Origin of the sequence: Pseudomonas sp. G(2018), from assembly GCF_005502415.1 — a bacterium.
GTDB lineage: Bacteria > Pseudomonadota > Gammaproteobacteria > Pseudomonadales > Pseudomonadaceae > Aquipseudomonas.
Genome location: NZ_SCOO01000030.1, coordinates 1 through 26,974, shown reverse-complemented (window position 1 = coordinate 26,974; position 26,974 = coordinate 1). Strand labels below are relative to the sequence as shown.

The 26,974-nt window shown below is 50.8% G+C and carries 24 protein-coding genes and 3 pseudogenes; 16 read left to right on the top strand and 11 right to left on the bottom strand.

Going from position 1 to position 26,974, the window contains the following annotated elements; genetic code table 11:
* Positions 1 to 2 precede the first annotated feature (2 nt).
* The 5 genes from FFS64_RS23585 to FFS64_RS23565 all read left to right on the top strand — a co-directional run bounded on the left by FFS64_RS23585 (position 3) and on the right by FFS64_RS23565 (position 5,260).
* Positions 3 to 521 (top strand): redoxin domain-containing protein, encoded by a 519-nt coding sequence (locus FFS64_RS23585; protein WP_137807351.1) that lies wholly within the window; start codon positions 3 to 5, stop codon positions 519 to 521.
* Between the two features lie 2 nt (positions 522 to 523).
* Positions 524 to 1,495, top strand: coding sequence for a hypothetical protein (locus tag FFS64_RS23580; protein ID WP_137807350.1), 972 nt, complete (start codon positions 524 to 526; stop codon positions 1,493 to 1,495).
* Positions 1,492 to 3,681 carry an FAD-dependent oxidoreductase gene (locus FFS64_RS23575; protein ID WP_137807349.1) on the top strand — a complete coding sequence of 730 codons (2,190 nt, stop codon included), beginning with the start codon at positions 1,492 to 1,494 and terminating at the stop codon, positions 3,679 to 3,681. The genes FFS64_RS23580 and FFS64_RS23575 overlap by 4 nt, the downstream gene beginning before the upstream one ends.
* Complete coding sequence (locus FFS64_RS23570) at positions 3,678 to 4,760, top strand: FAD-dependent oxidoreductase (protein ID WP_137807348.1); 1,083 nt, start codon at positions 3,678 to 3,680, stop codon at positions 4,758 to 4,760. Before FFS64_RS23575 ends, FFS64_RS23570 begins: the two co-directional genes overlap by 4 nt.
* Before the next feature lie 74 nt (positions 4,761 to 4,834).
* Positions 4,835 to 5,260 (top strand): DoxX family protein, encoded by a 426-nt coding sequence (locus tag FFS64_RS23565; protein ID WP_137807347.1) that lies wholly within the window; start codon positions 4,835 to 4,837, stop codon positions 5,258 to 5,260.
* Positions 5,261 to 5,705: 445 nt separating this feature from the next.
* On the opposite strand, the gene FFS64_RS23560 is transcribed toward FFS64_RS23565, so the two are convergent.
* Together FFS64_RS23560 and FFS64_RS23555 are read right to left on the bottom strand one after the other, a co-directional pair.
* Positions 5,706 to 6,476, bottom strand: a complete 771-nt coding sequence (locus tag FFS64_RS23560) for a YkgJ family cysteine cluster protein (protein WP_137807372.1) — start codon at positions 6,474 to 6,476, stop codon at positions 5,706 to 5,708.
* A gap of 746 nt (positions 6,477 to 7,222) precedes the next feature.
* A complete protein-coding gene (locus FFS64_RS23555) occupies positions 7,223 to 8,038 on the bottom strand; it encodes an AraC family transcriptional regulator (protein ID WP_137807346.1) in 816 nt (271 codons plus the stop codon).
* A gap of 152 nt (positions 8,039 to 8,190) precedes the next feature.
* On the opposite strand from FFS64_RS23555, the gene FFS64_RS23550 reads away from it, so the two are divergent.
* From FFS64_RS23550 to flgB, 8 genes are all read left to right on the top strand, one after another.
* Positions 8,191 to 8,706 (top strand): YHS domain-containing (seleno)protein, encoded by a 516-nt coding sequence (locus tag FFS64_RS23550; protein WP_137807345.1) that lies wholly within the window; start codon positions 8,191 to 8,193, stop codon positions 8,704 to 8,706.
* Between the two features lie 513 nt (positions 8,707 to 9,219).
* On the top strand, positions 9,220 to 10,263 hold the full coding sequence (locus FFS64_RS23545; protein ID WP_137807344.1) for a methyltransferase domain-containing protein: 1,044 nt from the start codon (positions 9,220 to 9,222) through the stop codon (positions 10,261 to 10,263).
* Positions 10,264 to 10,272: 9 nt separating this feature from the next.
* Positions 10,273 to 11,094 (top strand): phosphate ABC transporter substrate-binding protein, encoded by an 822-nt coding sequence (locus tag FFS64_RS23540; protein WP_057978268.1) that lies wholly within the window; start codon positions 10,273 to 10,275, stop codon positions 11,092 to 11,094.
* The gene (pstC, locus tag FFS64_RS23535; RefSeq protein WP_305955750.1) at positions 11,021 to 11,911 is read left to right on the top strand and encodes a phosphate ABC transporter permease subunit PstC; all 891 of its coding nucleotides are present in this window, start codon (positions 11,021 to 11,023) and stop codon (positions 11,909 to 11,911) included. The genes FFS64_RS23540 and pstC overlap by 74 nt, the downstream gene beginning before the upstream one ends.
* Positions 11,908 to 12,744 (top strand): phosphate ABC transporter permease PstA, encoded by an 837-nt coding sequence (gene pstA, locus FFS64_RS23530; protein ID WP_137807343.1) that lies wholly within the window; start codon positions 11,908 to 11,910, stop codon positions 12,742 to 12,744. The genes pstC and pstA overlap by 4 nt, the downstream gene beginning before the upstream one ends.
* On the top strand, positions 12,741 to 13,526 hold the full coding sequence (locus FFS64_RS23525; protein WP_057978274.1) for a phosphate ABC transporter ATP-binding protein: 786 nt from the start codon (positions 12,741 to 12,743) through the stop codon (positions 13,524 to 13,526). Before pstA ends, FFS64_RS23525 begins: the two co-directional genes overlap by 4 nt.
* 293 nt (positions 13,527 to 13,819) lie before the next feature.
* Positions 13,820 to 14,251, top strand: a complete 432-nt coding sequence (locus FFS64_RS23520; RefSeq protein ID WP_057978276.1) for a DUF6789 family protein — start codon at positions 13,820 to 13,822, stop codon at positions 14,249 to 14,251.
* 759 nt (positions 14,252 to 15,010) lie between these two features.
* Entirely contained in the window at positions 15,011 to 15,424 is a 414-nt protein-coding gene (gene flgB / locus FFS64_RS23515) for a flagellar basal body rod protein FlgB (protein WP_057978278.1), read from the top strand.
* A gap of 1,256 nt (positions 15,425 to 16,680) precedes the next feature.
* Here the strand turns inward: flgB and FFS64_RS23510 are convergent.
* The 4 genes from FFS64_RS23510 to FFS64_RS23495 all read right to left on the bottom strand — a co-directional run bounded on the left by FFS64_RS23510 (position 16,681) and on the right by FFS64_RS23495 (position 21,394).
* Positions 16,681 to 17,313, bottom strand: a complete 633-nt coding sequence (locus FFS64_RS23510; RefSeq protein ID WP_202879047.1) for an ATP-binding cassette domain-containing protein — start codon at positions 17,311 to 17,313, stop codon at positions 16,681 to 16,683.
* Between the two features lie 2 nt (positions 17,314 to 17,315).
* Positions 17,316 to 18,992, bottom strand: a complete 1,677-nt coding sequence (locus FFS64_RS23505) for an ABC transporter permease (protein ID WP_057978282.1) — start codon at positions 18,990 to 18,992, stop codon at positions 17,316 to 17,318.
* Positions 18,992 to 20,194, bottom strand: coding sequence for an ABC transporter substrate-binding protein (locus FFS64_RS23500; RefSeq protein WP_057978284.1), 1,203 nt, complete (start codon positions 20,192 to 20,194; stop codon positions 18,992 to 18,994). Before FFS64_RS23500 ends, FFS64_RS23505 begins: the two co-directional genes overlap by 1 nt.
* Before the next feature lie 129 nt (positions 20,195 to 20,323).
* On the bottom strand, positions 20,324 to 21,394 hold the full coding sequence (locus tag FFS64_RS23495; protein WP_057978286.1) for a radical SAM/SPASM domain-containing protein: 1,071 nt from the start codon (positions 21,392 to 21,394) through the stop codon (positions 20,324 to 20,326).
* 381 nt (positions 21,395 to 21,775) lie between these two features.
* Here FFS64_RS23495 and FFS64_RS23490 point away from each other — a divergent pair.
* Positions 21,776 to 22,235: pseudogene (locus FFS64_RS23490) on the top strand (transposase); the annotation flags it as partial.
* A gap of 263 nt (positions 22,236 to 22,498) precedes the next feature.
* Here the strand turns inward: FFS64_RS23490 and FFS64_RS23485 are convergent.
* The 3 genes from FFS64_RS23485 to FFS64_RS23475 form a co-directional block, all read right to left on the bottom strand.
* On the bottom strand, positions 22,499 to 23,179 hold the full coding sequence (locus FFS64_RS23485) for a haloacid dehalogenase type II (protein WP_057978288.1): 681 nt from the start codon (positions 23,177 to 23,179) through the stop codon (positions 22,499 to 22,501).
* Between the two features lie 129 nt (positions 23,180 to 23,308).
* Positions 23,309 to 24,130, bottom strand: a complete 822-nt coding sequence (locus FFS64_RS23480; RefSeq protein WP_057978290.1) for an alpha/beta fold hydrolase — start codon at positions 24,128 to 24,130, stop codon at positions 23,309 to 23,311.
* 184 nt (positions 24,131 to 24,314) lie between these two features.
* Positions 24,315 to 24,872, bottom strand: coding sequence for a carboxymuconolactone decarboxylase family protein (locus tag FFS64_RS23475; RefSeq protein ID WP_057978292.1), 558 nt, complete (start codon positions 24,870 to 24,872; stop codon positions 24,315 to 24,317).
* A 165-nt stretch (positions 24,873 to 25,037) separates the two neighbouring features.
* On the opposite strand from FFS64_RS23475, the gene FFS64_RS23470 reads away from it, so the two are divergent.
* On the top strand, positions 25,038 to 25,667 hold the full coding sequence (locus tag FFS64_RS23470) for a TetR/AcrR family transcriptional regulator (RefSeq protein ID WP_057978294.1): 630 nt from the start codon (positions 25,038 to 25,040) through the stop codon (positions 25,665 to 25,667).
* Between the two features lie 116 nt (positions 25,668 to 25,783).
* On the opposite strand, the pseudogene FFS64_RS23465 reads toward FFS64_RS23470, so the two are convergent.
* Positions 25,784 to 26,323, bottom strand: a pseudogene (locus FFS64_RS23465) (Tn3 family transposase).
* Between the two features lie 194 nt (positions 26,324 to 26,517).
* Between FFS64_RS23465 and FFS64_RS23460 the strand changes: the two are divergent.
* Positions 26,518 to 26,730: pseudogene (locus tag FFS64_RS23460) on the top strand (IS630 family transposase); the annotation flags it as partial.
* A 55-nt stretch (positions 26,731 to 26,785) separates the two neighbouring features.
* Here the strand turns inward: FFS64_RS23460 and FFS64_RS23455 are convergent.
* On the bottom strand, positions 26,786 to 26,974 hold a 189-nt coding region (locus tag FFS64_RS23455), incomplete at its 5' end, for an EAL domain-containing protein (RefSeq protein WP_137807342.1).

Below are 26,974 nucleotides of genomic sequence, written 5' to 3'. Positions count from 1 at the left end.
CTATGTTGTTGCTGATGCCTCGTCAACCAGTGCCGTCTTTGAATGTATCACTTGTGCCGGAAGGGCAATGGACCCTCAATGCTGAACCCCCTGCGAATTTTACGTTATTGGTGTTCTACAGAGGGCTGCATTGCCCGCTTTGCCGTAAGTCTCTGCAAGAGCTCAACGGGCATGTGGGAAGTTTTGCCGAAAAGGGTGTTCAAGTCATTGCTCTCTCTAGTGACAGCCGGGAGCGCGCCGAGAAAACGCAAGAGATTTGGACGATCAATAACGTACGCCTAGGCTACGGCTTGAGCATTGAGGAGGCTAGACGCTGGGGTCTATACATTTCAAAAGCTACACCAGGTTCCGATGAGCCCGCGCTGTTCTCGGAGCCCGGGGTATATCTGATCCGCCCCAATGGCACCTTGTACATGGCCTCAATCAATACCATGCCTTTCGCTCGCCCTCATTTCGATGAAATTCTTGGAGCAGTCGATTACATCATTGCCAAAGATTATCCGGCGCGTGGCGAGGCCTGAAAATGACTTTGCGTCCTGGTCGCGATTGCCCGTTGGATTACCGGCTATCTTCGGCGGCATTCAGTGGTGAGACACAGCTGAGTTGCCAGAGCCTCTACGTAGTAGGAGGACTTTACGGCAATCTCCAGGCGTTGGATGCGCTTGAACAGTTGTTACTGCAGGAGCCGGGTGCGCAAGCTGTATTCAACGGTGACGCGCATTGGTTTGATCGCGATCAGCAACTTTTCCTCGAGATAGAAGAACGGCTCATTAAGCACTTACCCCTGCGCGGGAATGTTGAAACCGAGCTCGGACGTAGTGGGGATAATGGCGCTGGCTGTGGCTGCGCTTATCCTGACAGCGTTGCGGAACACACTGTTGACTGGTCCAACGCTATACATCGTACTTTGCGTACAACGCTCATGGGCTTGCCTGGGCTCCGCGAGCAAATGGCAAGCAGGCCGGCCTACGCGTTGGTGAACGTAAATGGTCATCGTATAGCCATTACTCATGGGGATGAGCAATCTCTGGCTGGTTGGCAGTGTTCGCGTGAGGCCTTACAAAACGCCTCTCGCCGTCGACAACTGGCTACCTGGATGACCGAACAACGGGTCTCGGTACTTGCGACTAGCCACACATGCACACCGGCTGCACTGAAGATGGCAGAGGGCGTTGTAATCAACAACGGCGCAGCCGGTATGCCCAATTTTGCCGGTACGCATTATGGCTTGGTCAGTCGAATCGCGAACTCTCAACATCCGTTGGCGATATATAGAACGCAGTTAAATGACCTATTTGTGGAAGCAATACCATTGGTCTATGACCAGACAAACTTTCTCCTCGACTTCAGCCGACAGTGGCCATCAGAAAGCCCCGCAGCTTATTCATATTGGAACCGTCTGATCGAAGGGCCCAGCGGCACGCCTCATTCGGCGCTGCTGCACGGATTTCATCTATGCCAATCCAACCCTCTACAGGATGCCTGTCTCCCATGAATGTTCGTAAGCTACTAGTACTGGCAGTGATCTTTGGCTTGATAGCCAGCTTTTTTGCCCTTGATCTTGGTGAATATCTCAATCTATCGACCCTTAAGGCCCAACAAGCTGCGTTGAACGCCCAGGTTGAGGCCAATCCTTTTTTAATTGGGGGGATATTCTTTCTACTGTATGTCGTCGTCACCGCACTCTCACTACCCGGCGCAGTTTTGATGACCTTGGTCGCAGGGGCATTGTTCGGTTTGCTTGGCGGCACCTTACTGGTGTCGTTCGCTTCGACTCTGGGGGCAACCTTGGCCATGCTTATCAGCCGGTTCCTGTTGCGCGATTGGGTGCAAGCAAAATTTAGTCGCCGCTTGGCGGGTATCGACAAGGGCATTGAGCGCGAAGGGGCTTCCTATCTATTCGCTTTACGCTTGGTACCAGTATTTCCGTTTTTTTTGATCAACTTGGCCATGGGCCTGACTAAATTATCAGCTTCTTCCTTTTGGTGGATCAGTCAGCTAGGCATGCTACCGGGCACATTAGTCTTCGTGAATGCGGGACGAGAATTGGGACAACTGGAGTCTCTAGCTGGGATTCTGTCACCGGGATTGCTTGGTGCTTTTGTGCTGCTAGGTCTATTGCCGATTCTATCGCGAAGGCTGCTTGGCTTTTTCAAGGCTCGCCAGGTCTATTCAGGGTGGGTCAAGCCCAAGTTTTTTGATCGAAATCTAGTGGTGATTGGTGCCGGTTCGGGCGGTTTGGTATCGGCTTATATAGCCGCGGCGGTAAAGGCCAAGGTAACCCTTATCGAGAAAAACAAAATGGGTGGAGACTGCTTAAACACAGGCTGTGTTCCCTCAAAAGCGTTGATTCGCTCGGCCAAGTTAGCCAATGAGCTAAAGAAGGCGGAGCAATTGGGTTTCAAAAACGTCAGTGGCGAGGTGGATTTCGCCGCAGTTATGCAGCGTGTTCAGCGAGTGGTATCAGAGGTGGAGCCCCATGACTCCATCGAGCGCTATACCGGGCTCGGTGTTGAGGTTGTGGAGGGTAAGGCGAAGATAACCTCACCATGGACAGTCGAAGTCAATGGCCAAACCTTGAACACGAGGTCCATTGTCATCGCTACAGGCGCACGGCCGCTTGTGCCTAGAATTCCAGGTATCGAATTGGTGGAGCCGCTTACCTCTGACAATATTTGGGATCTGCGCGAGCGTCCTAAGCGGCTGCTAGTTCTCGGTGGTGGGCCGATTGGTTGTGAGCTGGCGCAGGCATTCCAGCGCCTAGGGTGTGCTGTTACTCAGGTTGAAATGGTCGAACGCCTCCTTATTCGTGAAGATATCGAAGCCAGCGAAGCGGTGATGGCTAGCCTGCGCGGTGACGGTGTTGATTTACGTCTCCAACACAAAGCTGTGCGATTTGAGTTGGCCAATGGTCAGCGACAACTCGTATGTAGCAACTTGGTTGATGGTGAAGAGGTGCTGTTACCTTTCGACGAGGTACTGCTGGCCTTGGGGCGGGTCGCTAACGTAAAAGGCTTTGGCGCTGAGGAGCTGCAGCTCGAGGTACGCGCCAACGGCACATTGGAGACCGACGAATATTTGGCTACGCGCTTCCCAAACATCTTTGCCGTAGGAGATGTTACTGGCCCCTATCAGTTTACCCATACCTCGGCGCATCAGGCATGGTATGCCGCCGTAAATGGTCTATTTAGTGGTTTTAAAAGGTTTAAGGTGGATTACCGAGTGATTCCGTGGGCCACCTTTACTGATCCTGAGGTGGCGCGTGTAGGTCTCAACGAATTGGATGCTAAAGCTCAAGGCATTGCCTATGAGGTTACTCGCTATGGACTTGACGATCTCGATCGCGCCATCGCTGATGAGGCCGCACATGGTTACGTCAAGGTGCTAACAGAGCCAGGCAAAGATCGTATCCTCGGCGTGACCATAGTTGGTGAACATGCCGGTGACCTAATCACCGAATATGTAGCGGCGATGAAGCATGGTTACGGGCTTAACAAAATCCTCAGCACCATCCATATCTATCCCACACTAGCTGAAGCTAACAAGTATGCGGCGGGTGAATGGAAGAGGGCGCACGCCCCCCAACGAGCATTGCGCTGGTTGGGCAAGTTTCATCAATGGCGTCTAGGTCGAAGTCAACGTCCGGCTGAGACACTGGCCCCGAGCGACAAAATCTCGTGAGCAATAAATTCGATTTGTTGCTCGCGGGAGCGGGTCATGCGCACCTCGGTGTTCTGCGTTTGTGGGCAGGCGATAAACCTCCCGGTGGACGGATAGGTTTAATTTCTCCCGATCAACACGCTTGGTATTCCGGCATGCTTCCGGGCTTGTTAACCGGTCGCTACAAAACTGATCAGTGCCGTATTGACTTGCAACCTCTTTGTCAGGCAGCAGGTATTGAGTTTATAAGCTCTGCCGTTACATCACTCCAACCAGAAGCTAATTTACTTCACCTAGATACCGGTGAAACGCTACAAAGTGAATGGATTTCACTAAACTTAGGCTCATTACCTAGACCTCCGGAATCGGAGGATGCAGGCATGGAGTTGCTACCAGTTAAGCCATTTTCTAGCTTTATCTCACGCTGGGAGCAATGGCAAAAGAAACCTCAGAGACTTGCGATATTAGGAGGTGGTGCCGCCGGGGTAGAGCTGGCTCTAGCACTAGCTCGAACAGTGCCATCGCTAGCGCTTTTTAGCGCCGCGAATATTTTGGCGGGACATGCACCTGCTTTGCGTGGTGCTGCAATTAGGCATCTACATCAACTGGGTGTTGAGCTCCACGAGCGCTGCCCGGTCGACCGAATTCTAGGAGGGGCACTCATATCCAAAGGTGAAATTGTTTGGAGAGGTGTAAGACTGATCCTTACCACTGGCGCTAGCCCGTTAGGGTGGCTTTGCGAGTCTGGTCTTAGCTGTAATGAACAGGGATTCATCCAGGTGTCGCCCACACTGCAGAGTGTTTCTCACCCACAAATTTTTGCAGCAGGTGATTGCGCCAACCTTGTTGACACCCCACGAAATGGTGTCTATGCAGTCCGACAAGGACCTGTTTTGGCTGCCAACCTGGCGTCTGCGCTTAAAGGGGAGCTATTTACCAACTACGTTCCGCAACGAATTGCGCTAGCCTTGCTATCCGACGGTGAGGGAGGAGCGATGATGAGTTGGGCGGGATTTATTGCAGAAGGATCTTTTATAGGAAAGTGGAAAGACTATTTGGATCGAAGGTTCATGACTCGTCATAGAGCCAGCAAACAATGACGCATGTATTCAGGCGCCTATTACTATGACCTAGACCAAATTCCGGTATAGGTGTGAAACGGAAAAATAACGTTATGAAAAATTGGACCCTGCTGTTTTTAAGAATCTCACTTGGTTGGTTACTCGTTATCTGGGGGGCAGATAAGATTTTCAACCTGGAGCATAGCAAGGCAGTCGCGAGCAAGTTTTATTTTGGGGTCCTGACGTTAGATTCAGCCCTTCAGGTGGCTGGGGCGCTACAAATACTGGTCGGGCTGTTGGTGGTTTGGGGTTTGGCACGGCGCTGGACCTACCCCGTACAACTTTTGTTAAACGCGGCCTCGCTCTTTGCCGTTATGAAGTCTGTTGTTGATCCGTGGGGTTGGATGTATGAGGGCAGCAATGTACTTTTCTATCCTTCTTTGATTATATTTGCTGGCAGCCTCGTGCTTATAGCATTTCGGGATCAGGATCGATTGGCACTGGATACCTTTCGACGTGGAGATTCATCGAGACATTGAAGTTGCTCTCTACAGAGAGGTCGTCGTCATCTAAACAGTATCTTAGGGGTTGTGTTGAGAGAAGCTCTAAATAAGTTGGCGCTGATACAGGTCAAACTGTAAAGATTATTTGCATTGTCAATTTTAAGGTTTTCACTCTGGACTGGGTGAAAAATAGGGGTCGCTCCTCGTTCTCCGACTTTAGGCCGTATTTATACGGCCTTTTTTTTAAATTGAAAATGATGTGTCAAACCAAAAAACCTCATAAATACACCGGGTTGCATCAAGTGGTGCACAGTTTGTAAATGCAATTTAAGAAATGTATGCCATCCCTGGCGCATTTTTTGAAATCGCACTTTAAAGACAACTATCTAACCGTTGCTCTACTCATTGACGCGCCGCAAATAACACAATAAGTTCGTCGAATTAAACACGCTGCGCGCTTGTAGCAGAGCGCTATTTCACATCACTTTCCAAGTGCTGAGCTTACCTGTTGCAATGGGATAAAGGTATAGATACCTGTGCCGGAATTCGATATTTTGGCGCCATGAAGTTTCATTGCGTCTGTAATAGAGTCGCGTGAAAGTTGAAAGCACCAGTTGGACTCGGAGGGAGGAATAATCGACTGTCCCAGAACCTGCTCTATCGCTGCGGCGAAAGATGGCATATCTGGTAAGTAGGTAGCGAAACCATCGCCTTTCAACGCAGTCGTGCAGATACCCAATTGAGTACAAATCGCTTCCTTGGTAATGATTTCGTCCCGGTCCGCCTGTCGGGATTGCTCGATCAGAGTCGCTAACTCAGAATCGACCAGCTTGCCACCAATAATCAAATCTGGCCCTGCCTCCCATGAATGCGGAGGGCAGTCTTTTGTAACTGGTCGCAATGGGATGTGAGGATTAATTTCCATTGGATAAATTCGGCACACCAACGGGCGACGCTCATAAATGTTACACATATTATCTGAATTCAAATTTCGACATGGGCCGGCATTGTACGCAGCGAATGTAATCGCAATATAAGCTCTGGCTTCACCACTTGAGACCAGAAGGGAGCGACTGCGTGCGTGGTTCAATTGATGTTCTGGTATGCCATAACCATTTTCAAGAAACGCTTCTACCAATATGATTACTGCCCCTCCATCTGTCGCCCATCGTTTAGATTCGTTAAGCGTCAATGGAACATGGTGATCATTGCAGCATTTACCACATCCAACACATGAATATTGTATGTCCATCAGCAGGTTGTCCACTCGGTTGTTATTGTTTGATATTGTCGTGACTGGATTGGGAACAGTATCTTGGTACATCCAAATCTGCTCGAAAAATAGTGTTCCTTGGCGATAATGAACCGCTTCTCATATCGCAGCATTTAACCGGCTTTTAACATGCTAAGAAGCTGAGCTCCACCAACAAGATAGATTATAGCTGCAGTGACTCAAGAGTTACATCAGGAGATTGAATAGAGTGCTAAATTCTTAATAAAAAGCGATTGATTAATGGCGTGAGGTCAAATTTTTCGGTCGCTAGTTTAAGTACAATATCGCGGTAAAGAAATGCATCGAGCAGTGTTAATATATGATGCTTATCATCGATTGTTAAATGCGCGTCTTGCACGAAACTACTGGTGATAGCAAAATGTTTGGACAACCCACTTTAACAGAAATATTTAAACGGTAATAAATTAATAGCAGGGTTCTAGTTGGGAGCGGTCACCTTAAGGTGCTTTGTAGACAGGGCGTAGCAATATCTCCATGAGGGAGTCATTGGCACTTTAAATAAAATGAGTCTGTCGCCAGTTATATTGAAAATTGCAGAGGAAGTGGCGTCTATAACTGAACTATATAAATTTAGAGGTAATATCGTTTGATGTGACGAGGTATAAGTCGTGCACGCTAATCATCATAGCTTCGGAAAAAATGCCGGGCAGCTGAAACGTTTAATGTCTCTTCAAGGTTAGATTCCTTTGTTGCGCCTCACTTACTTATTGCTTGATCCATTCATTTGGTGTGCAACCTATTTTACGGAAAAAAGCTCGAGTCAAAGCGCTAGCGCTACCATAACCGACATCGTAAGCAACCTGCTTAAGAGGCAATCCTCTCATCAAAAGTCTCTGCGCAATCATGACGCGCCATGAGGCAAGATAATCAGCAGGAGTGTCACCTGTAACCAGGCGAAAGTGATAGGAAAAACGAGCGCGGGACATCCCCGCAAGCAATGCCATAGAACTTATATCCCACTCGTGAGCAGGATTATTGTGCACGGCAATGAGCGTTTTGGCTAATCGGATATCTGACAATCCCGCCAATGTACCAGCATGCGTTAATCCCTGTTCGACACAATAGCGAAGTAATAAAATCATCAGTACTTCACAAAGGTGATCCATTACAGCTTGTCTTCCACTACGCATAGAAAGAGACTCTTCGAACATCATGTTGATTACGCTATCAGCTCCAGGGAGGACACTAATTTCGATCATTAGTATATTGGGAAGTGAGTCTATTATGGGGTTCGCTCGGCCACCATCAAATTGAACTGTCCCACAAATAATATCAGCTCCCGCGGACTCATCTGCTTGTAAGCGATGGGGCTCAGGTCGCGGCAAGAACAATAAAGTTGGATTAATCACATCAATCACGTCTACTTGAGCGCCAATCAGCTTGACTGGCCCGCGCTTCACCAGATGAACATGACCTCGCGAAGGTATCGCCTGAAAGGATTGCTCCCCACAAATTGTACCGGAATAAAAAACTCCAGCATGCAAGGAGAACTGGTCCAGCAAATGCGTCAGTCTGTCCATGAGATCTTAATCGATACGAATGGTGCATATTATGATACGTTTGGTTGCCATGCGTATCAAGCAGAGATGTAGTCTATCGATAGTCGTCTGACGCTGATTTTTCATCAATAACCAGCGAAAGCGACATAATTCTAGTGACTCTGGAGGTCCACATGAAAGCGTTTATTCATATCTCACGACGTAATATCATCGCTTCTACTGCAGTGCTGATGGTTGCAGCGATGGTATCAATCTCGATACCCTTGACTGCTAATGCTTATGATGAACAGTCTACGAGTGCGATGAATGTCGACAGCAATGGCATCGCACTTCAAGGATACGACCCGGTCTCATACTTCACTCCTGGAGGGCCGAAGCTCGGCACATCAAATTTCATTGATGTTAACGAAGGAACAACCTATCGATTTGCTAACGCCGATAATCGAGACGCTTTCAAGAAAAATCCAGAAAAGTACAAACCTGCTTTCGGTGGTTTCTGTGCAATGGGCGTCGTATTCGGGAAAAAACTGGATGTAAATCCGCAGTTGTGGCGCGTTGTGGATGGAAAACTATACCTGAATGTACATAAAGAAGCCCAAGCCCGCTGGTTAGACGATGTCCCCGGCAATATAAACAAGGCCAACTTGAACTGGCCCAACATCAGAGACCTAACACCGGCAGCATTATAACCGTAAGGCCAAATTCCACTCACAACTTAGGACGTCAGGGTCGGACTGCAATGATTTTGACATGAGGGCAGATTATAATCTGCCCTCATCGCACAAGAATATTTCAAAAGAGGCTTTTAATATATTAGCACTTGTATCGACTAATCCTCTTTTCGAGAATCTCTGATAATAATGTTTTGTCCGCTTATCAAAGTTTAAGGTAAGTCATGAATGAATCTCTGGTCGCATTAATGGCGATATGATACTAGCTTCATTTCTCGACTGCTTCGTACTTTCCTTATCGAATGGGTTCTGAGCGGCTCTCAGCGAACGCTGCCCCCCCCAAACTCTGGTTGAGAATCTACCTCCTTTAGAGATCAATTGGCGGATCAAGAAAAAGACTTTGTAACAAATCTGGAGTCGACTCATCAGTACCGGGAGCAGTACTCAACGGCACACCAGGATTTTGACCTGGTTGCAAACGGAGTGACTCGCCGCTCCTAACGTTTTGAATCACGGTCACAGAGGAATCACATGCGCGAATCTGTTCAGAATTATTATGGCAAAGTCCTGCAAAGCAACGAGGACCTGAAAACCAGCGCATGCTGTGATGTCTCCGATGTACCCACATGGCTTAAGCAGTTTTTAGCAAATATCCATCCAGAGGTCAGCGCTCGCTACTACGGCTGTGGTCTGGTTGCTCCCGCATTGTTGGAGGGCTGTCGAGTACTTGATCTCGGCAGTGGTTCAGGTCGTGACTGTTATGTCTTGGCGCAGGTGGTGGGGGAAAACGGTGCGGTGGTTGGGGTCGATATGACAACCGAACAATTAGCTGTAGCCAAAGAATACCTCGATTATCATACAGAGCAGTTCGGGTTTTCCAATGTGCGGTTTCTCGAAGGTTACATCGAGGACCTTGGTGCGCTTGGGCTAGCTGATGCCGAATTTGACGTAATTGTCTCCAACTGCGTAATCAACCTTTCCCCAGACAAGGATAGTGTGTTGAGTGAGGCTTATCGCTTGCTCAAACCGGGTGGTGAGTTGTATTTCTCTGACATCTACGCTGATCGTCGTTTACCGGAATCACTCCGTCAGGATGAAGTGTTATATGGCGAATGTTTAGGCGGGGCGATGTACTGGAACGATTTTGAGAATCTGGCTCGTCGATACGGATTTAATGACCCGCGGCTGGTCGAAGATCGGCCAATTGAGATCACTGATGCCACTCTGGCAGAAAAACTCGGTGACGTTCGCTTCTTCTCAGCCACCTACCGGTTGTTCAAACTTGATAATTTGGAATTGGCCTGCGAGGACTACGGCCAGGCAGTAATCTATCAAGGCAGTATCCCAGGTGCACCTGCAGCGTTCGTATTAGACAAGCATCACCGTTTTGAAACTGGTCGTATCTTTCCTGTCTGTGGTAATTCCTGGCGAATGCTGCAGGACACCCGATTTAATTCGCATTTTCAGTTCATTGGTACCTTCAACAAGCACTTTGGAATGTTCGAAGGCTGCGGCAGGGGGCTGCCATTTGAAAAGCAGCTCACAAGCACCCCCGTTGCAGCCACTTGCTGCTAAGGATCGGTGATGACGATGTCAAAATTATCTATATGCTTAACGCTTATCGCCGCTGCCTTGTTGGCGGGCTGCGGGAAAGAGCCGACACAGACCATCACTCTCTCGGGCTCCAGCACTATCGCACCGTTGATGGTCGATATAGGAAAACGTTTTGAAGCAGGCCACCCAGGCATACGTGTAGACGTTCAGGCTGGGGGGACATCTCGCGGAATCCAAGATGCGCGTTCCGGGTTGGCGGCGATTGGCATGGCATCACGCTCGCTAGACACTAATGAAAGTGACCTAACACCGTATTTGATTGCAAAAGACGGTATTGCAATGATCGTACATCGTGACAATCCGCTAAACGACATAAGCAGCGAACAGGTTGTCAATCTTTATACCCGGAAGACTGTAAACTGGAGTGAGCTTGGTGCTACACCTGGCCCTGTTGTGCTTGTACATAAAGCGGAAGGGCGCTCAACCTTGGAGTTGTTTCTCAAACATTTTAAACTGAACAATGATGATATCAAGCCCGACCTCGTTATTGGTGACAATCAACAGGGTATCAAGTCGGTAGCTGGCAATCCGCTAGCAATTGGATATGTCTCTATTGGCAGTGCGGAATATGAGTCTCAGCATGGAGTCGCGATAAAACTGTTGTCCTTGGACGGAAAGCAGGCTTCGACGGAGGCTTTATTAGATGGTCGTTACCCATTGAAGCGTGACCTAAATCTGGTGATACGGGGGAATCCAAGTGCCAATGTGAAAGCCTTGCTTGAATTTTCCCAATCTTCGGAGGTTGCCGATCTTGTCGCTGAACATTACTTCATCACTGCGACCAAGCGCTGACCGGTTTTTGCGAAGTGCAAGTCTTCTCTGTGCTCTAACTGCGGCGAGCCTGTTGTTGTTGATCCTGCTATTTCTGACTCAGGCCAGCTGGCCTCTACTTCAAGACCCGGCTAGATTGATGAGTACTAATTGGCGACCCTCAAGCGGTGAGTTCGGCTTACAAGCCATGTTAGGGGCATCGTTGCTTAGTAGTGTGCTGGCCTTATTACTAGCAGTCCCCACAGGTTTGTTGGTCAGTCTGTGGATGGTCTTCTATGCGCCTGCTTATCTTGCTCGACCATACAGCGCAATGATCGGCTTGATGGCCAGTATTCCCTCGGTGGTTTACGGTTTATGGGGTTTGGTTGTGTTGGTACCGCTGCTCAACCAATGGATACCTCCTGGTGCGAGCTTGCTGGCAGCAGGTTTGGTGTTGGCCCTGATGATTCTACCGCTGCTGGTTGTGCAAGCAGATACGACGTTACGTGTGGCCGCCACTCGGCATATGGCTCCTGCATTGAGCCTGGGTGTCTCACAGTGGTCGGTGATTCGCCGGGTCTTGATACCGGCCTCATGGCCTCGGCTATGGCCCTCCATACTTCTGCAACTCGGACGTGCACTTGGTGAAACCATGGCGGTGATGATGGTCGCAGGTAATGTTGTGCAATGGCCGATGACGCCCTTCGAGCCGGTACGAACGCTGACTGCGAACATCGCTCTGGAGATGAGCTATGCAACAGGTTCGCACTTGGAGGCTTTATATGTAAGCGGGCTGCTGTTGCTAATTCTGGCATTACTGTTGATGGGCCTAGCGCGGATTTATGGGAGCAGGACATGAGCAATTCGGAGCTCTGGCGTGGTCGAGCTCTCGGTCTGCTCGCACTGTTGGTTATGGTTGCTCCGCTCAGTTTGTTGATCTCGGTGTTCGGAGAAGGGTTACAAAGCTTGAGTTGGAGCTTTCTGATTGATGAACCGCTGCAAGCGGGGAGAGCAGGGGGAATTGGGCCAATCATTTTATCGACTGCACTGGTGCTTCTGATTTGTATGAGCTTGGCCTTGCCATTGGGGCTGGGGGCTGCGTTGTTCCTTGCTCAAGAGGTTCGTCCCGACAGCCGACTTAACTTATTTTTACAATGGGCGCTTGATGGCTTGGGTGCAGTGCCATCGGTGGTATTCGGGTTGTTCGGTTACCGTGTATTCGTGGTGGAGTTCGGGTGGGGATATTCGCTACTGGCCGGTGGATGTACGTTGGCTTGCATGATTTTACCGCTGTTTATCCGGGGGACCGAACAAGCATTGCGCGATTGTCCAAACTCCTACAACCAGGCCGCCGCGGGGCTCGCCATCTCTCGCTTTGGTTACTTGCGACGTATCCTCTTACCAGTCGCGGCTCCTGGTATCGCCGGCGCTCTAGTACTCAGTGCCGGGCGCGCATTAGCCGAAACCGCCGTGCTGTTGTTTACCGCAGGATATGTGATGCGTTGGCCAGAGAGCGTGTTTGATTCGGGCCGTACGCTTGCTGTGCATATTTACGACTTGGCTATGAATGTTTCTGGTGGTGGACCGTCCTCAGGTGCCACAGCGTTGGTATTGCTTAGCTTTGCCATAGCTATTAAACTACTGGCTTGGCGCATCGGTAAAAAAACTTTCAGCCGCGAGACAAAAAAATGATTAACTCTGAAACATCCCCCCCAGCTCTCAGCATTCAATCTCTAAGCGTACGATACGCCAATCATACAGCCCTGCAGGATGCCAGTTTAGAGGTGGCATCAGGTGAGCTGATGGCCGTAGTGGGTCCCAGTGGTTGCGGTAAAAGTAGCATGCTCTCAGCAGTCAATCGCATGACCGACTTAATTCCAGGCGCTCGGGTGAGCGGAAGTGTGCTGATCGATGACAAGGATGTACTGGCGGGAAAGATGGACGTTCAACAGTTACGTCGTCAAGTCGGCATGGTATTCCAGCAACCCAATCCATTCCCGCTGAGCATCGCCGAAAATATACTGTTTGCGTTACGTGAGCATGGTGTGCGGAACAAGGCGGATCTGGAGCAACGGATGGAACAGGCACTCACAGCCACGGGCCTTTGGGACGAAGTTAAAGATCGTCTACAAATGCCGGCTTTGGGGCTTTCCGGAGGTCAACAGCAGAGATTATGTTTCGCCCGGGCCTTGGCTTTACAACCGCGCGTGTTGTTGCTCGACGAGCCGTGTAGCGCATTGGACCCTATCGCCAGTGCTACGGTCGAGCGTCTGATTGCGAGCCTTAAGGGGCGTTACACTCTGCTCATGGTGACTCATAACCTGGCTCAGGCTCGACGTTTGGCTGATCACCTTTCTGTCTGCTGGGTAAGAGATGGGTGTGGCTGTGTGCTTGATAGCGGGCCGACTCTGGATTTATTCGAGAATGAGCGGCATCCATTGGCGTATCAATATCTGAACGGGGTGCTTTGCTAGGTAGACTTTCCAATCCTCACTTCAACAACATCTGCACCTACGAGGTCGCAATAAACAGATTTGCCATGTGTGAGGCCAGTTTCGTAGAAAAAAAATCATCAGATGTAACAAAAGCTACTCTCACGCATCAGGAATGGGAGAGCTGTGATTGACACTGGCTCTCAGGCTCGATGAATACTCTGAGAAATCAGTATTAACGTCGAATTATAAAGCCAATTTGGCTTTCAGCAACGGAAGTGAATTCGATACTGAATTTGAGTTTCGGGTTATTCAAAAATACGGAGAGAATGTCTATGCATTATATATTGAGAGGGTTGGTAGCAGGATTCGTGGCGACACTTGTTTTATCAATGCTGATGTTTGTTAAGCAGATGATGGGCGTGATGCCTGAGTTGAACCCAATCGCTATGATCGTGAGCATGCTTGGAGTCACAAGTGTGTTTGTCGGATGGCTTATGCATTTCATGATAGGTACTGTCATGTGGGGGATCTTATTCTCTCTGTTACGCAGCCGGATACCAAGTGGAGATACTCTCAGCGGTATTTGGTTTGGGGTCGGGGCATGGGTATTGATGATGGTGGTTGTGATGCCTATGGCAGGGGCAGGTTTATTCGGCCTAAACATCGGTGTTATGGCCCCAGTCATGACTCTAATGCTACACATTATCTTTGGTGCCGCCCTTGGTGCTGTATACGGAAAGCTGGGTGGCCACTGCACTCCATAAACTCAGTGCAATCGAGAGTTCTCCATAATTGATATCGAGGTAAAACCATGAGGTACGCCATCAGAAGCATGTTGATTTTGGCCATATTTGTTTCAGCTGGGTGCTCTTCACTTTCGGAAATTAATGCCAGAGGGCAAGCACTCTACCAAGCTGATCCTGAGAGCTATGATGAAATGCCAAATTCTAACGCCAGGTATTTTGAACTCAACCCCCAATATAACGCTCAAGGTTCTTAGTCAGGCTCGCAGTACAATATGACTCGACTGGGCATTCTTTGTCGGTACGTGAATGTCCATGATACTATGATCTAAAGGGGGATAAGGGTATTCCGTTTGTTACGATAGTTTTCTTCATTCATGAAAGGTATCGTAGTAAGAGTACGTAGATGGGCGCTACGGTTTCTGAATTGAGCCCGAAGCCCATCTGCGCAAAAAACAACAACCTTTTTGCTTGTCAAGCTATCAATGTACTGTTTGAAAAACAATATACGCGGGGTGTCCGTAAACGCTCGACTGACGCCCTCTGTGTGACACCAATTGTTTCTGGAGTTGATGTAGCGGCTGACTAGGTATGACCTTCATTCGGTATAGAAACCCATTATGGTTGCTTAACTGCATGATTGTAATTTCAAAAATAATACGCGTTTTTTTTGAATCTGGAATAAATGCCACGCCAACGACGCGGATATATCGCGATTTGGGCTTGAGTGCTCGGCGCGTGCAATGTTGCGCAAGTAATAATCCTTAAAAGGAGAATGATATGAGTATTAACTTCGAAAAGGCCGTTGGGTCCGCTGAAAGAGCGTTGACTTATCGAAGTCAAAGAGCTGAGGTGCTGAGCAATAATATCGCTAACGCTGATACCCCTGACTTTAAAGCCCGTGACCTAGACTTTTCTGCGGTGTTGACGGACCAGGTAAAACGCGCCACGCCGACTCGGTTTTCTTTACAAACAACCAACTCAAGACATATTGCTGCAAACGAGTCCGCGGCTGGGATTTATGGGGTGGGGTTACTGTACAGGACACCGAATCAACCATCTCTTGACCAAAACACTGTTGATCAACAGGTTGAGATCGCAAAATATACAGAAAACGCAATTCACTTCGACGCGGCTTTCACTAGGTTGAATGGAGCGTTTAAAGGTTTGCTTAGAGTTCTTCGGGGGGATTAATAGGCGGAATAGTTAACACCCCATTCTCTCCCTGAAAATGCTACTCGATGTAAGTAGGGCTTTAATCTAATCAGATGTGCTAGGGTCACGTTAAATCATAAAATTGTTTGGAGTGGCTCGCTCTTTATTATCCTCAAACAACCCAAAATTTTAGGCTCAACGACAAAACTTTGCCTTGAGCACTGCTTCAGTTCAACCCAGTTCATCAATAAGTCACAAAGTTTGGCGGTATGAGCTCGGTGGCAATAAGAGTGTAGGATGATAACTACAGTCTCAAAAAACATGCTTGCCGAGAGGCAACTTTATGTCGTAGTCATCGCAGGAAGCGAAGACATAAAGTAGTTATCTGTCGCTAACATGCACGCCTGCTAACGAGAAACTTCGAGATCGCAAGCCGTCTGATACCGGCCGTGCGTAACCAGTGTAAATGAGGTTTCGGCTTATGATTCCTTTATCTGCGTCATGTAAGACCTATCGCTGATAGTTATAATAGTTTCTAACGACTTTATCACGAGCTAGAGTTAAATTCTCGGATTGAGCCGCACGAGCGAATCATGTATTAGAATTCTGAGCCCCTGGCAGCTCTTGAAGCGATCCACTAATATCGGCTGATGGATTTCATGCATATTCAATCAGCCACGAATGCATGTTTTGGACGTTTAATGTTGTTGATGATGACTTAAAGCTTAATGCCTGTAGTATGAAAATATATCTCTGGCTGCCGGTCGCAGTGTGTGTTGTTGGCGCTGAATCTGCTAGTTGAGTTGCGTGATGAAATACCAAGTCATCCGCAGGCCTTAGGCACTCCACAACAAAGTTTAAATTATGGGCTGAAAATGGTGTGTCTGCCTGGAAATATTCAGTCCAGCAACCCGCAATAATGTGCACGTCTGAGTTTATGTCAAAATAGTGTGTCATGTCTAGCAGGCGCACAGTCTGCTTAATCGATAGCCGAAACTGCAAGACTACGGCTTTAACTAGGCACGCATCCAGATCCAACTTCACGATGCATAAACGCGACACGTGCAACATCCTCATCCTGGGGCGTCCGCGCCTACCATTAATGTCCGAGTACAATAGAGTGATCTGTGCTTTCAGATGGACCTTGGGCATAAGTTGATTAATTGCTGTTGAGTAACCATTAGATCGTTAAATTTTCCGGCGCACTCCGCATCCTAAGATGTCTTCTTTATCTGTTAAGGTGTTCGATGAATTTAAATGATACGAGTCCAAATTGGGAGCAAGACATGAACAAATCAACGTGCTCTTAGTTTAATTAATATCCCGTCGGCGGCCTTGGCATCCGCCGCGTCATGGGTCACTAGTATCGTTGGCACCCCGTAATCGCGTAAATGGTCAAACACCAGCGACCTCATTTCAGCCCTCAGTATCGCATCGAGCTTCGAGAAGGGCTCATCCAATAATACCGCGCGGGGACGTGACAGCAGCAAGCGAACCAGAGCAACTCGAGCGCGCTGACCGCCAGACAGGGTCTCAGGATCCCTCATGCCAAACCCTTCAAGCCCGACCTCTGCCAGGGCCTCGTTAACCTCGCGATCAACTTCCCGCCCCCCGCCGCGAATACCAAATCGGACATTGCCAGCAACCGACAGATGCGGGAACAGTAGGGGGTCCTGAAACAACAGACCAACACCCGAACGTTCAGCCGGTACGCCAGTAATATCGTGACCATCGAGAATCACCTGCCCGGCGGCCTGAAACTCTGCAGGCAGAAACCCTGCAATAAATGCAAGAAGTGAGGATTTTCCTGAACCCGAGGGGCCCATCACCGTCAAGGACTCTCCCGGCCCGATGGTTTGGTTCAGGCTTAGCAATGTCTGCCCGAGTATACTGAGTTTGATATTTCTCAGCTCAAGGTGATGTTTCAAATTCATGCTCCTTGCATGCCTTTCCGGCGGCGCCAGAGAAGTTTGGGAATCAGCATGGCGAATAGGAAACCCAGCAACGGTACCATCGCCTGCACTAGCCCCCACACGCCAATCAGCCGGCGATCTCCGCCCGATGATAGGGCGACGGCTTCGGTAGTGATTGTTACGATACGACCTCCGCCCAGAAGCTGGGTGGGCAGATACTGGCTGGCGCTGATGGCAACCCCAAGGGCAAAGGCCATCAAGATCGGCCGCAATAACAACGGCACCCGAATGCGCCAGAAAATGCCGGCCTGTGAGCTACCAAGTGAACGGGCGATCCAGGCCCAACGAGGATCCAACTGCCGATAGGACTCTGACAGCGTTAGGTAAATGTAGGGTAGTACGAACAACAAATGTCCCCAGACAACCACCGGTAGAGAGGGGCCGTAACCGGCCATCTCGCTCAACACGGTAATACCCGAGAGAAACCCCACTTGAGGAATAAGCAGCGGAAGGTAGAGCAAGCACAATGCTCGAGTGGCCGGCTTGTTCTGTCGCTGTTCCTGTTCAAGCGCCGCAAGCACCAGAAGCATGGCAATAGAAGCCGCCAACCCAGCCACCACAAGCGTCGTAACTAGCGGACGCTCGATCGTCGGTAACGCCGCTAGCCAGTGGCTAAGCGTAAAATTCGCCGGCCAGGACGATGGGAATCGCCAGAATCCGGCGACCGAGTTCACAAATAGGGCCAGCAAACCCAAGCCTGACAACGAGATCGCCATCACCATACCGGATCGCCCGGTTACCCTAATCAACCGGTCACCACCGCGTCTACCACCGCGCCTGATCCAGGCAAGGAACAATCGCGCAACAGTGATCTCCAGAGCCCACCAGGTCACAAGCGTCATGCCGGTAACCAGTAACTGCAACAAGGCACCTGCTGCTGCCAGAAACCGGTAAGACAAGTCCGGATCGTTGAACCATTGCACCACCTGTACACTCAACGTCGAGGGTAGATTGGGACCAAGAATCATGGCCACATCCACCGTAGACGTGGCAAATGCCAGCACTGCATATACCGGCAGGCGGACTAGCTGATACAGGCCAGGAGCCACCACCTTGAGCCAAGCTATTCGCGGGTGGTAGCCCAACGACCGCGCCAACATGACTTTCTGTTGGGCGTTAAGCTGCGGCAAAGCAGCCAAACTGACCAACAGCAGAAACGGAATTTCCTTGATCGCTAGCCCGGCAATCAGTGAGAGACCAAAAGGATCATTGACCACCATGATATCGGGTGGCCGTTCAAATCCGGTTAGCCAAGGCGAGAACCCGCGCAGGAGTAGCCCCGAGGGCGCAATTAGGAAGGCAAAGCCAAAGGCTGCCGCGGCATGGGGAACTGATAACAAGGGCGACATTAAGCGATTTACCCAGCGATCGAAGCGGGTCGGGCTGAAGGTGGCGAGAAAGGCAAACACCACTATCAACGCCAATGCGGTGGTGGCCAGTCCAGTCGCGAAGCTAACCCCTATGGAACGGCTGATTCCGGGTGTATGCCATAACCGTTGCCAGGGTTCGAGGGAAATGGCATCGCCTCCCAGTAGCGGGAGATAGCCAAACGCCGGAGGTATGATTAAGATCATCCCCCCAGCAATCGGCAATATCAGTACCGCAATAATCAGCCAGGATATGTAACGAAGCATCAGTGCGCCATGTACCGTTCTTGCCAGGCTTGCTCCAGCGCTTCTATCCAGCTCGGATGCAGTTCGCCAACAACCTGCTGCAGGCCTTGTGTCGTCACACCACCAACAGGGTTTGGCAGCGCATCAAATCGGGCCCGGTCCTCGGAAGACAGCTTGTCCATAGCCAGCACTGTGATACTTCCCCAGTTCTCCGGATTCTGCTTATGTGCCTGAGCCTCGGGAGACATCAGGAAATTGGCTACCACCATCGCCCCAGCCTTGTGACTGGCATTAAACGGTATGGCCAGGAAACTGACGTTGCCAATGGTGCCGCCTTTCAACACATACGTGCGGACGGTTGATGGCAACTCACTATTGGCAATCGCCGAGGCAGCCTCATTCGGGTTGAATGAAAACGCCAGGCTCAGGACTCCGTCCGCCATCATACGACGCAGCGCTGGGCCGTTATCGGGAAAGGTCCTGCCTGAGCGCCAGAGGTATGGGTGCAGGGCATCGAGAAATGACCATAGCGGCGCCGTCACCTCTTCAAAATTGGCCTCTTCCACCGGTTTATACAAGGCGTCACGGTTATCGGACAATTCCAGCAGAGCCTGCTTCAGGAAGGTCGTACCCAGAAATTGTGGCGGCTTGGGGTACGAAAATTCACCAGGGTTGGTTTTTGCCCATTTGAGCAACTCCGGCATGGACGTGGGAGGATTTTCCGTTAGGGACTTATCGTAATAGAACACCACCTGGGCCTTGCTCCAGGGTGCTTCATAGCCTTCCACCGGGACGGTAAAATCTGTGGTCATCTCAGGGTTGTTTTCCGGATCCGTAAGCGGGAAGTTCGGTAGCTTGCCAACCCAGGGACCATGCAACAGGCCGGCTCGCTTCAGGGTGGCGAAATTCTCCCCGTTGATCCAGATCAAATCCACCGCACCGTTGGTCGTGTTACCCGCCTGCTGCTCGGCAATCACGCGCGAAACGGCCTCGGAGGTATCTGAGAGTTTCACATGGACCAGTTTAATGCCGTAAAGGTTTTCCACCTTCTCGGCGGCCCAGCGTATGTAGTTGTTGGTACGTGACTCACCACCCCAGGCGTTAAAGTAAACGATCTGGCCTTTGGCTTCTTCAACGATGCCGTTCCAGTTCTCGCTAATGCCTGTCTGGGCAAACGTTTGAGTAGATAGTGCCAAGCCAATAGCCAGTATAACCGCCTTCATCACAGGCTCCCTGTTAAGATACGTCGGAAAAGTCAGATCAAAAATATGTCTGTCAGGTATCAATATCGGTTATCGTAAAACCAGGCTAACCGACGCAGCTCGTCATGAATGGATTTGGAGTGTGCAGACTCATGATATGGCGATCAGACCATGCCGGTTTGCCCGTCGCTGATTACGGATTTCATCCAGTATCGGACCTAATACTTGGGTGAAATAGCGATCGCAGCCAATACACAGGTTCTGATAATCCGCGCCATCCGGCATGGTTGTGCGAGAGGCTTCGAAGAAATCCGCTGTAGTCCAGCCTTCAGTCAAACCCATACGTTCGGGCTTGCCGGCATTGATGGCCTCCATAGCGGGGTGACCAGCGAGGCTGTCGAGGATCTCGTATAGCGGCTCTTCGATCAGGTTTCCCAACGGAGACGCCGTTTTCAGGCAGCACGGATAAACATCACCCGTAGGGTCAATTGAAACTTCCGATCCCGATCGACCGTATTCCAGGAAGTTCAGCCCACCGGACCAGGCATTGCAGAAGTTGTCGGTCAGGTTCGCTTTCGACAGACTGTTCTCCCAGGCCCGACCCCGGGGCCAAAGCTTGCCGATCCAGGCATCATCAGTGGCACCGAAAGCACTGTAGACTGGGCCTTTCTCGTCCATCCATCCGCGTTCGTCAGCACGCAGTCCCGAGGGACGTATCCCAGCCGCCTCGAACTCTCGCTTGAGTTGGTCTAGCAACGACACTTTGCCTTCACCTGCCATACCGACGTGATAATCATCTAGGCCAGATACTGAGATCATCCAGACGTCAAGATTCAGCAATTCACGGATGATTTTCGGTGTTAACAGATCGCCCGTGGTCTGAACCACCACATTGACGCCACCCTTTTCACGATAACGCTCACGCAGACGTTCAAGGGCGGGATACAAAATGCGCTCTCGAACCGGCTCAGTCAGCACATCACCACCGGACAAAATGATTCGGCTACGCCGCTGTGGCACAGTACCGTCGGGGAGCGGGTTGCGCCAATCTTCGTAGCTCATGCGTTCGGGGAAATTATTGATGATTCTAGGCATGTTTCGCTCTGCCTCACTGATGACAGCCTCCAGTTCATCTCTAACATAGGGACGAAAGCGGCTTTCGTAGCAATGCTTGCAACGGCGATGGCAGTGCCAGCACAGAACATAATAAATCGATTCCAAAGCGGCTCTCCTCAGCGAGTTGTCTGATATTTTTCTGACCTACAATCAATTGAGATGGATGGCTTCTTTGTTTGTTACACAAAATCTTGACTGAATTTCCTAGCTGAACTTGATCAATCCGATAGCCGATTATTTCTCAATTAATCTCAGCGTTTCACTTTTTGGCAAGGGTCAGCACACACCGACCCAAGGACATCGGAAGCTTCGAATGCGTATTGGCCGCAATTCCGCTGTCCTCTATCCTGAGTTCCTGTGCTGCACCAGTGATCAACACGTTTTACTTTGACACTTGCCTACCAGGGGAGGCGTCCATACCATCTGAGAAAGGTTTCCGAGTCTGGTGAAATATCCCCGTCCCACAAAGTGAGCGGTTGAGTCCCAATGAAACAAATCTCCTTCGCTGATGGTGAGTACGAAGGCAAGCGTAAGCAAACCCGCCGTGAGCGCTTCCTTATAGCAATGGATAAGGTCGTGCCCTGGAAGGTGAAGGAGGTCGCACGGCGTATCCATTGATGGCTATGTTGCGAGTGCATCTGATGCAGATGCTGGTTCGGCCACAACGACCCGGCAATGGAGGAGTCACTGTATAAAACGACGATTATACGCCAGTTTGAGGGGTTGAGCCTGGAGCGCATTCCCGACGAAACCACGCCCCTCAACTTTCGCCGTCTGCTGGATAACAACCATCTTGTCGAGGCATTCTGGAAGTCATTAACGACTGTCTGGGGGATCGGGGGGGGCTGACGCTTCGTCAAGGCACTATCGTTGGCGCAACGATCATTCACGCGTCGACTTCGACCAAGAGTAAAGAGGGCGCGATTCCGAGATGCATCAGACCAAGAATGTATGGTCAGCCCATCCTCTACAACCCAGCTTGATGAACGGTAAAAAATGCTTTCGCTAATGTCTCCGAGCTCATGGTAAGCACGGTCATTAGCGCTCGGCCCTTGATGAAATGTCGCTCCCAAGTGTCCTTGATAAAGGGATCAACTGCGAAAGAGCTATCTTGGTCTTCAGGTTTTTTAATTCAAAGTGGCCGCCTCTACAGGGCGGTGAAAAACGCTTGCCCGTAGCGCCCTATTGGCAACGCGAAACAGACTGGCTTTACAGTGGGTCTTGCGGCAAATGATCCGCAAGCCCCAGCAGGCTGTGCAAGGTGATTGGCGGTTCAATGCCCCACGGATCGAAAACCGCGCCTAGATCGCGCTGCAACCAGGCGGCGCGCAAGCCACTGTGGGCTGCGCCCAGCACATCGAAAGGGTTGCTCGAAACCAGCCAGATTTGACTGGCTGGCAGCGCGCACTGCTGCGCCAGGTGTGCGTAAACCTTGGGGTCGGGCTTGAACGACTGAACGTCTTCCACGCTGACCACTTGCTGGAAAAAACCACTTAAGCCTGCGCGCTGCAGCAGCCCTGTCACCGCCGCTCGACTGCCATTGGAAAAGGCATGCAGGGGCACCCCCGCATCGACCAGTTGGCCCAGGCCAGCGGCTACATCCGCGAAGGCGGGCAGCTCTGCGTAGCTGCCCAGAACTCGCCGTTGCGCCTGAGCGTCCAGCTTGACGTCGTGCGTCTGGCAGGCAAACAGCAGTGCGTCGCGGGTGCAAATTGAAAAGTCTTGATAGTCCTGCATCAAACCGCGCCGAAAGCTGTACTCCAGTTGTTTGTTGCGCCATAGCGCACAAATGGCTGGGGCTTTTTCACCCACCTGTTCGCTAAGAACAGTCAACACGCCATCGGTGTCGATCAGGGTGCCGTAAATATCGAAGGCTATGGCTCTGTTCATGCGTAGTTCCTCGCCATCAGGATTGAATAATTTAATTCAAGTGCTCGTTAGTTCATGTTCATCACTTGGGATATAGCCGCTTTTCCGCCCTGAGTTCAGGCACTTAAACCAGCGCTATGAGCTTATTCGTCAACCCAGGAATTGATTGATACGGTCGGCGATTTCATCTGGTTTTTCATCGATCAACCAGTGTCCGGCGTCCTTGATCCAGGCCAGTTCCGCATCTGGGATTGCGTCGGTCAATTTTTGCGCATATTCCGGTTTCTGGAAGGGATCTTGGTCGCCCCAGATCACCAGTGTGTGATGTACGAGGTTTCCAAGCGCTTGGGCAATTGACTGGGTGTATTCGCTGTTCAAGCGTCTAAGATTACGAAAAAAAGCCCGCTTGCCATCTTCGCTTGCCCATGGTTCCAGATAAATGTTGATCAATTCATCGGTCATCACGGCTTTGTTGTGAACGCCCTGCGGCATAAAGCGACGCATCATGGCGACAAACTCATCCAGGCTCATCGCCTCTTCCGCGCCGGGCTCGATTAACGGTTTGAACTCGGGAATAGGCCATGAATCGAAACAAACACTGTCCATTAAAACCAGCTTGCGAATTTTCTCTGGATAATTCACTGCTATCAGTTGTGCAATGCCGCCGCCAATATCATGGGCGACCACGTCAGCTCTACGCACACCCAGGGCATTCATGAACTTGACGATCATACGGCTTTGGGCATTGATGGAGACATCGGCGTTTTTTGGTTTTTCGGATTGGCCATAATTGAGCAAGTCTAGAGCGATGACGCGATGGCGAGTCGCAAGTTTAGGCATTACTGATTGCCACATCAGGCTGTTGGTTGGTATCCCGTGAATCAAGATGACTGGACTGCCTTCGCCTTGCTCGCGGAAGGCAATTTTATGACCGTCAATATAGGTATGGTTTTCGCTGATCTGGCTAATCATGTAGACCTCCTCTAGTGAGTATTCTGAAACGTCACACGGTCGCCACGCCCCCGGCTTAGCCACCTTTGGCTAGCCAGCGAACAGCAGAATCGGTTGTTCACTGCCGCTGGCTAAAAATTGAGACAACGCCACAGCTGCGGCTGTAGACCCTATGCGCTCAGAAGGCTATTAATCCAAACAGGCTTTATTTTTGCACCTTCTTCCACTCGAACTGCATAAAGGGCTTATCAATCGGTGTTTTGGCGATGTGGTTGATGTAATTGCTCATGATTTTCTGCGACACCCCAAGAATGACTTCCAGCACATGATGCTGCTCGTAGCCGGCAGCATAGAAGGCCTCCAGGTCGGCATCGGCGACTTCACCACGGTTGCGCACCACAGCTAGGGTGAAGCTGCGCAGTGCTTCCAGGCGGTCGTTGGGTAACGGGGTTTCGTCGCGCAAGGCATTGGTCACTTCGTCCGATACCTTCATCGATTTGGCGATGCCGGTATGCGCAGGTACACAGTAATGACAGCCGTGTTCCACATTGATGCTCTGCCACACCACGGTTTTTTCATCCGCGTCGAAACTGGTGTTTAGGAACAGCGCATGCAGCTTTTTATAGGCGTCCAGCACCCCCGGGGCCTCGGCCATTACGGCATGCAGGCCCGGGATCATGCCAAAGGACTTCATGGAATCGTCCAGCAGTGGCTTGGCCGCTTCGGGTGCTGAAGACTGATCGTGCAGTTTGAAACTCTTCATGAAAATCGTCTCTCGATGTATTGAACGAGTGTATTGAGCCATTGCTCGATAACGCATTCAGGCTAGCTATATTTGAGCGATCATTCAAGCTATAATTGAACGATCATTCAGATTGAATCGATTCAGGCTCCGCCGGAATCGATTGCACCATGCGAGCAGTAATCCATGTCTAGAGTCGCAAAATATGATCGCGATACCGCGCTCGATCGGGCTGTCCGGTTGTTTTGGGAGCGCGGTTATTTCGCCTCATCAATGAAGCATATTGAACAGGCTCTGGACATGCGCCCCGGCAGCCTCTACGCCACCTTCGGCAGTAAAAGTGGCCTGTTTGCCGAAGCGTTGGAGGTCTATGCAGACCAGGCAAGGGAAGATCTACAGCGCCAGATTGATGCGCATCCCTCTGTGTTGGCAGCGCTCAAAGCCTATTTTCAGTCGTTGGCTAGCGCCTGTACGGCCACCTGCGCGCCGCCGGCTAGGGCCTGCATGATCATCAAAACCCTGCTGGAAGTCGGCGCCCAAGAGCCAGAACTGCAGCTCAAGGTCAATGCGCTGCTGGATGCCGTCGAGCAAAAAATCAGTGTTCTTCTTGAACTCGCACAACAGCGCGGGGAGCTGCGCCCCGCAGTGGATTGCACCCGCTTGGCGCGTTTGCTTCAAGCCCAAATCATCGGCTTGCGTGCCTTTGCCCAGCGTCAGACGCCCGCCCAGCATGTGTGGGAACTTGCCGAGGATATGGCTGCTCTGCTGGATCAGTATGCGCAGCGGCCCGATGCAAACGTTCATCTGGTTCATTGAATGCAATCGGTTGGTTATTGCGTTTAAAGGGCGGGGCATCGCCGTCTAGCGTTAGTAAACCCTTCCTTCCTTCAGCGCAGGGGAGGGGAGGATCGATCTGGACATTGCCTCCAAAGTCAGGGGGCGAGGACATGCTTCAAGCTGCCGCCGATAATCGGGCGAAGGGTCGGGTAGTTCTGGTCTCTATTTGGCACGCACAGCTTGGTTTCGCCGGTATCACGGATGCGCGGAGCGAAGCGAAAGCCCAGCAGGTACATCAGAGCGAAGACATGATCGGTGAAGCTGGCCGTGCCGTTGTAGTGTTCCTCGATCCGCAGATCGGATCCGTGATATAGCCGCCCGTCGACCACATAAGTGGAATCATGCACGCCGGTATTTACCACATGGGTGCCGAACGGCGCGTATGGTCGGAGATGCTGGTGTAGAACCACAGTCCCGACTCGCTACCTTACTTCGGGTTGACGTGGCCTGTGCTCCGGCACGGCCACTAGCGCGCAAGCGTTGGCTATCAGAGCATAAGGTGTGGCGGCGAAGGCTTGGCGGAATTGGCTGTTAACCACCTCGGCCTGGGCCGTCGGGTAGGTTTCGTCACGGATGCGCCAGGCTTGCAACCAGGACACCTTGGCGTAGGTTGTGCTCAGACTCGACTCAGCCACCTTGATCAGGCCGAGGTTGATGGCATCGCTCGGGATCGCCGTTAGCAGTAGCGTCCGGTCTTTCGCCTATGCGCCATGCTTCAGGCGCGAGAAGTGGCGGGTGACGCTCGTCAATTCATTCAAGTTCTCAGCAGTTCGGTGATCTTGACGCGCGGCAGTAGCCGGCTGATCTGGTGAATCAGCGCCTATGCGATGAATGCTTCTTCCGAGATATCACCGTTTTCTTGCGTGACGGCAGCTTCTGTTCGATACGTGAACTAGCCTGCTCCATTATTACGTTCTTAGCGTTACACAATGCTCTGCCGAGCCGATACGGCTGGAGTGCAAAAGTTGAAGAGATCTTGAGCAAGATCCAGCGGGCACGAGAGGCGATGGCATCACAGCGTAAAGAGAACATTTTTTCTTAGACAGAACACTAGAGTGTCTTGCTGTCGCTCTCCACCTGTATCTCCGACCTGCCAGCTACCGTTCCTGAGGCCCCGCGTGGGTAATTTCCAGCCAGCCATATAGCTCGTGCACCGGCATTGGGCGGCCGATACCAAACCCTTGTACCAGATCACAGTGATTGATCTTCAGCCAATCCAGTTCGCTGGCTGTTTCGACGCCTTCGGCGACAACCGATAAGCCGAGCTCACGGCACAGCACGATGGT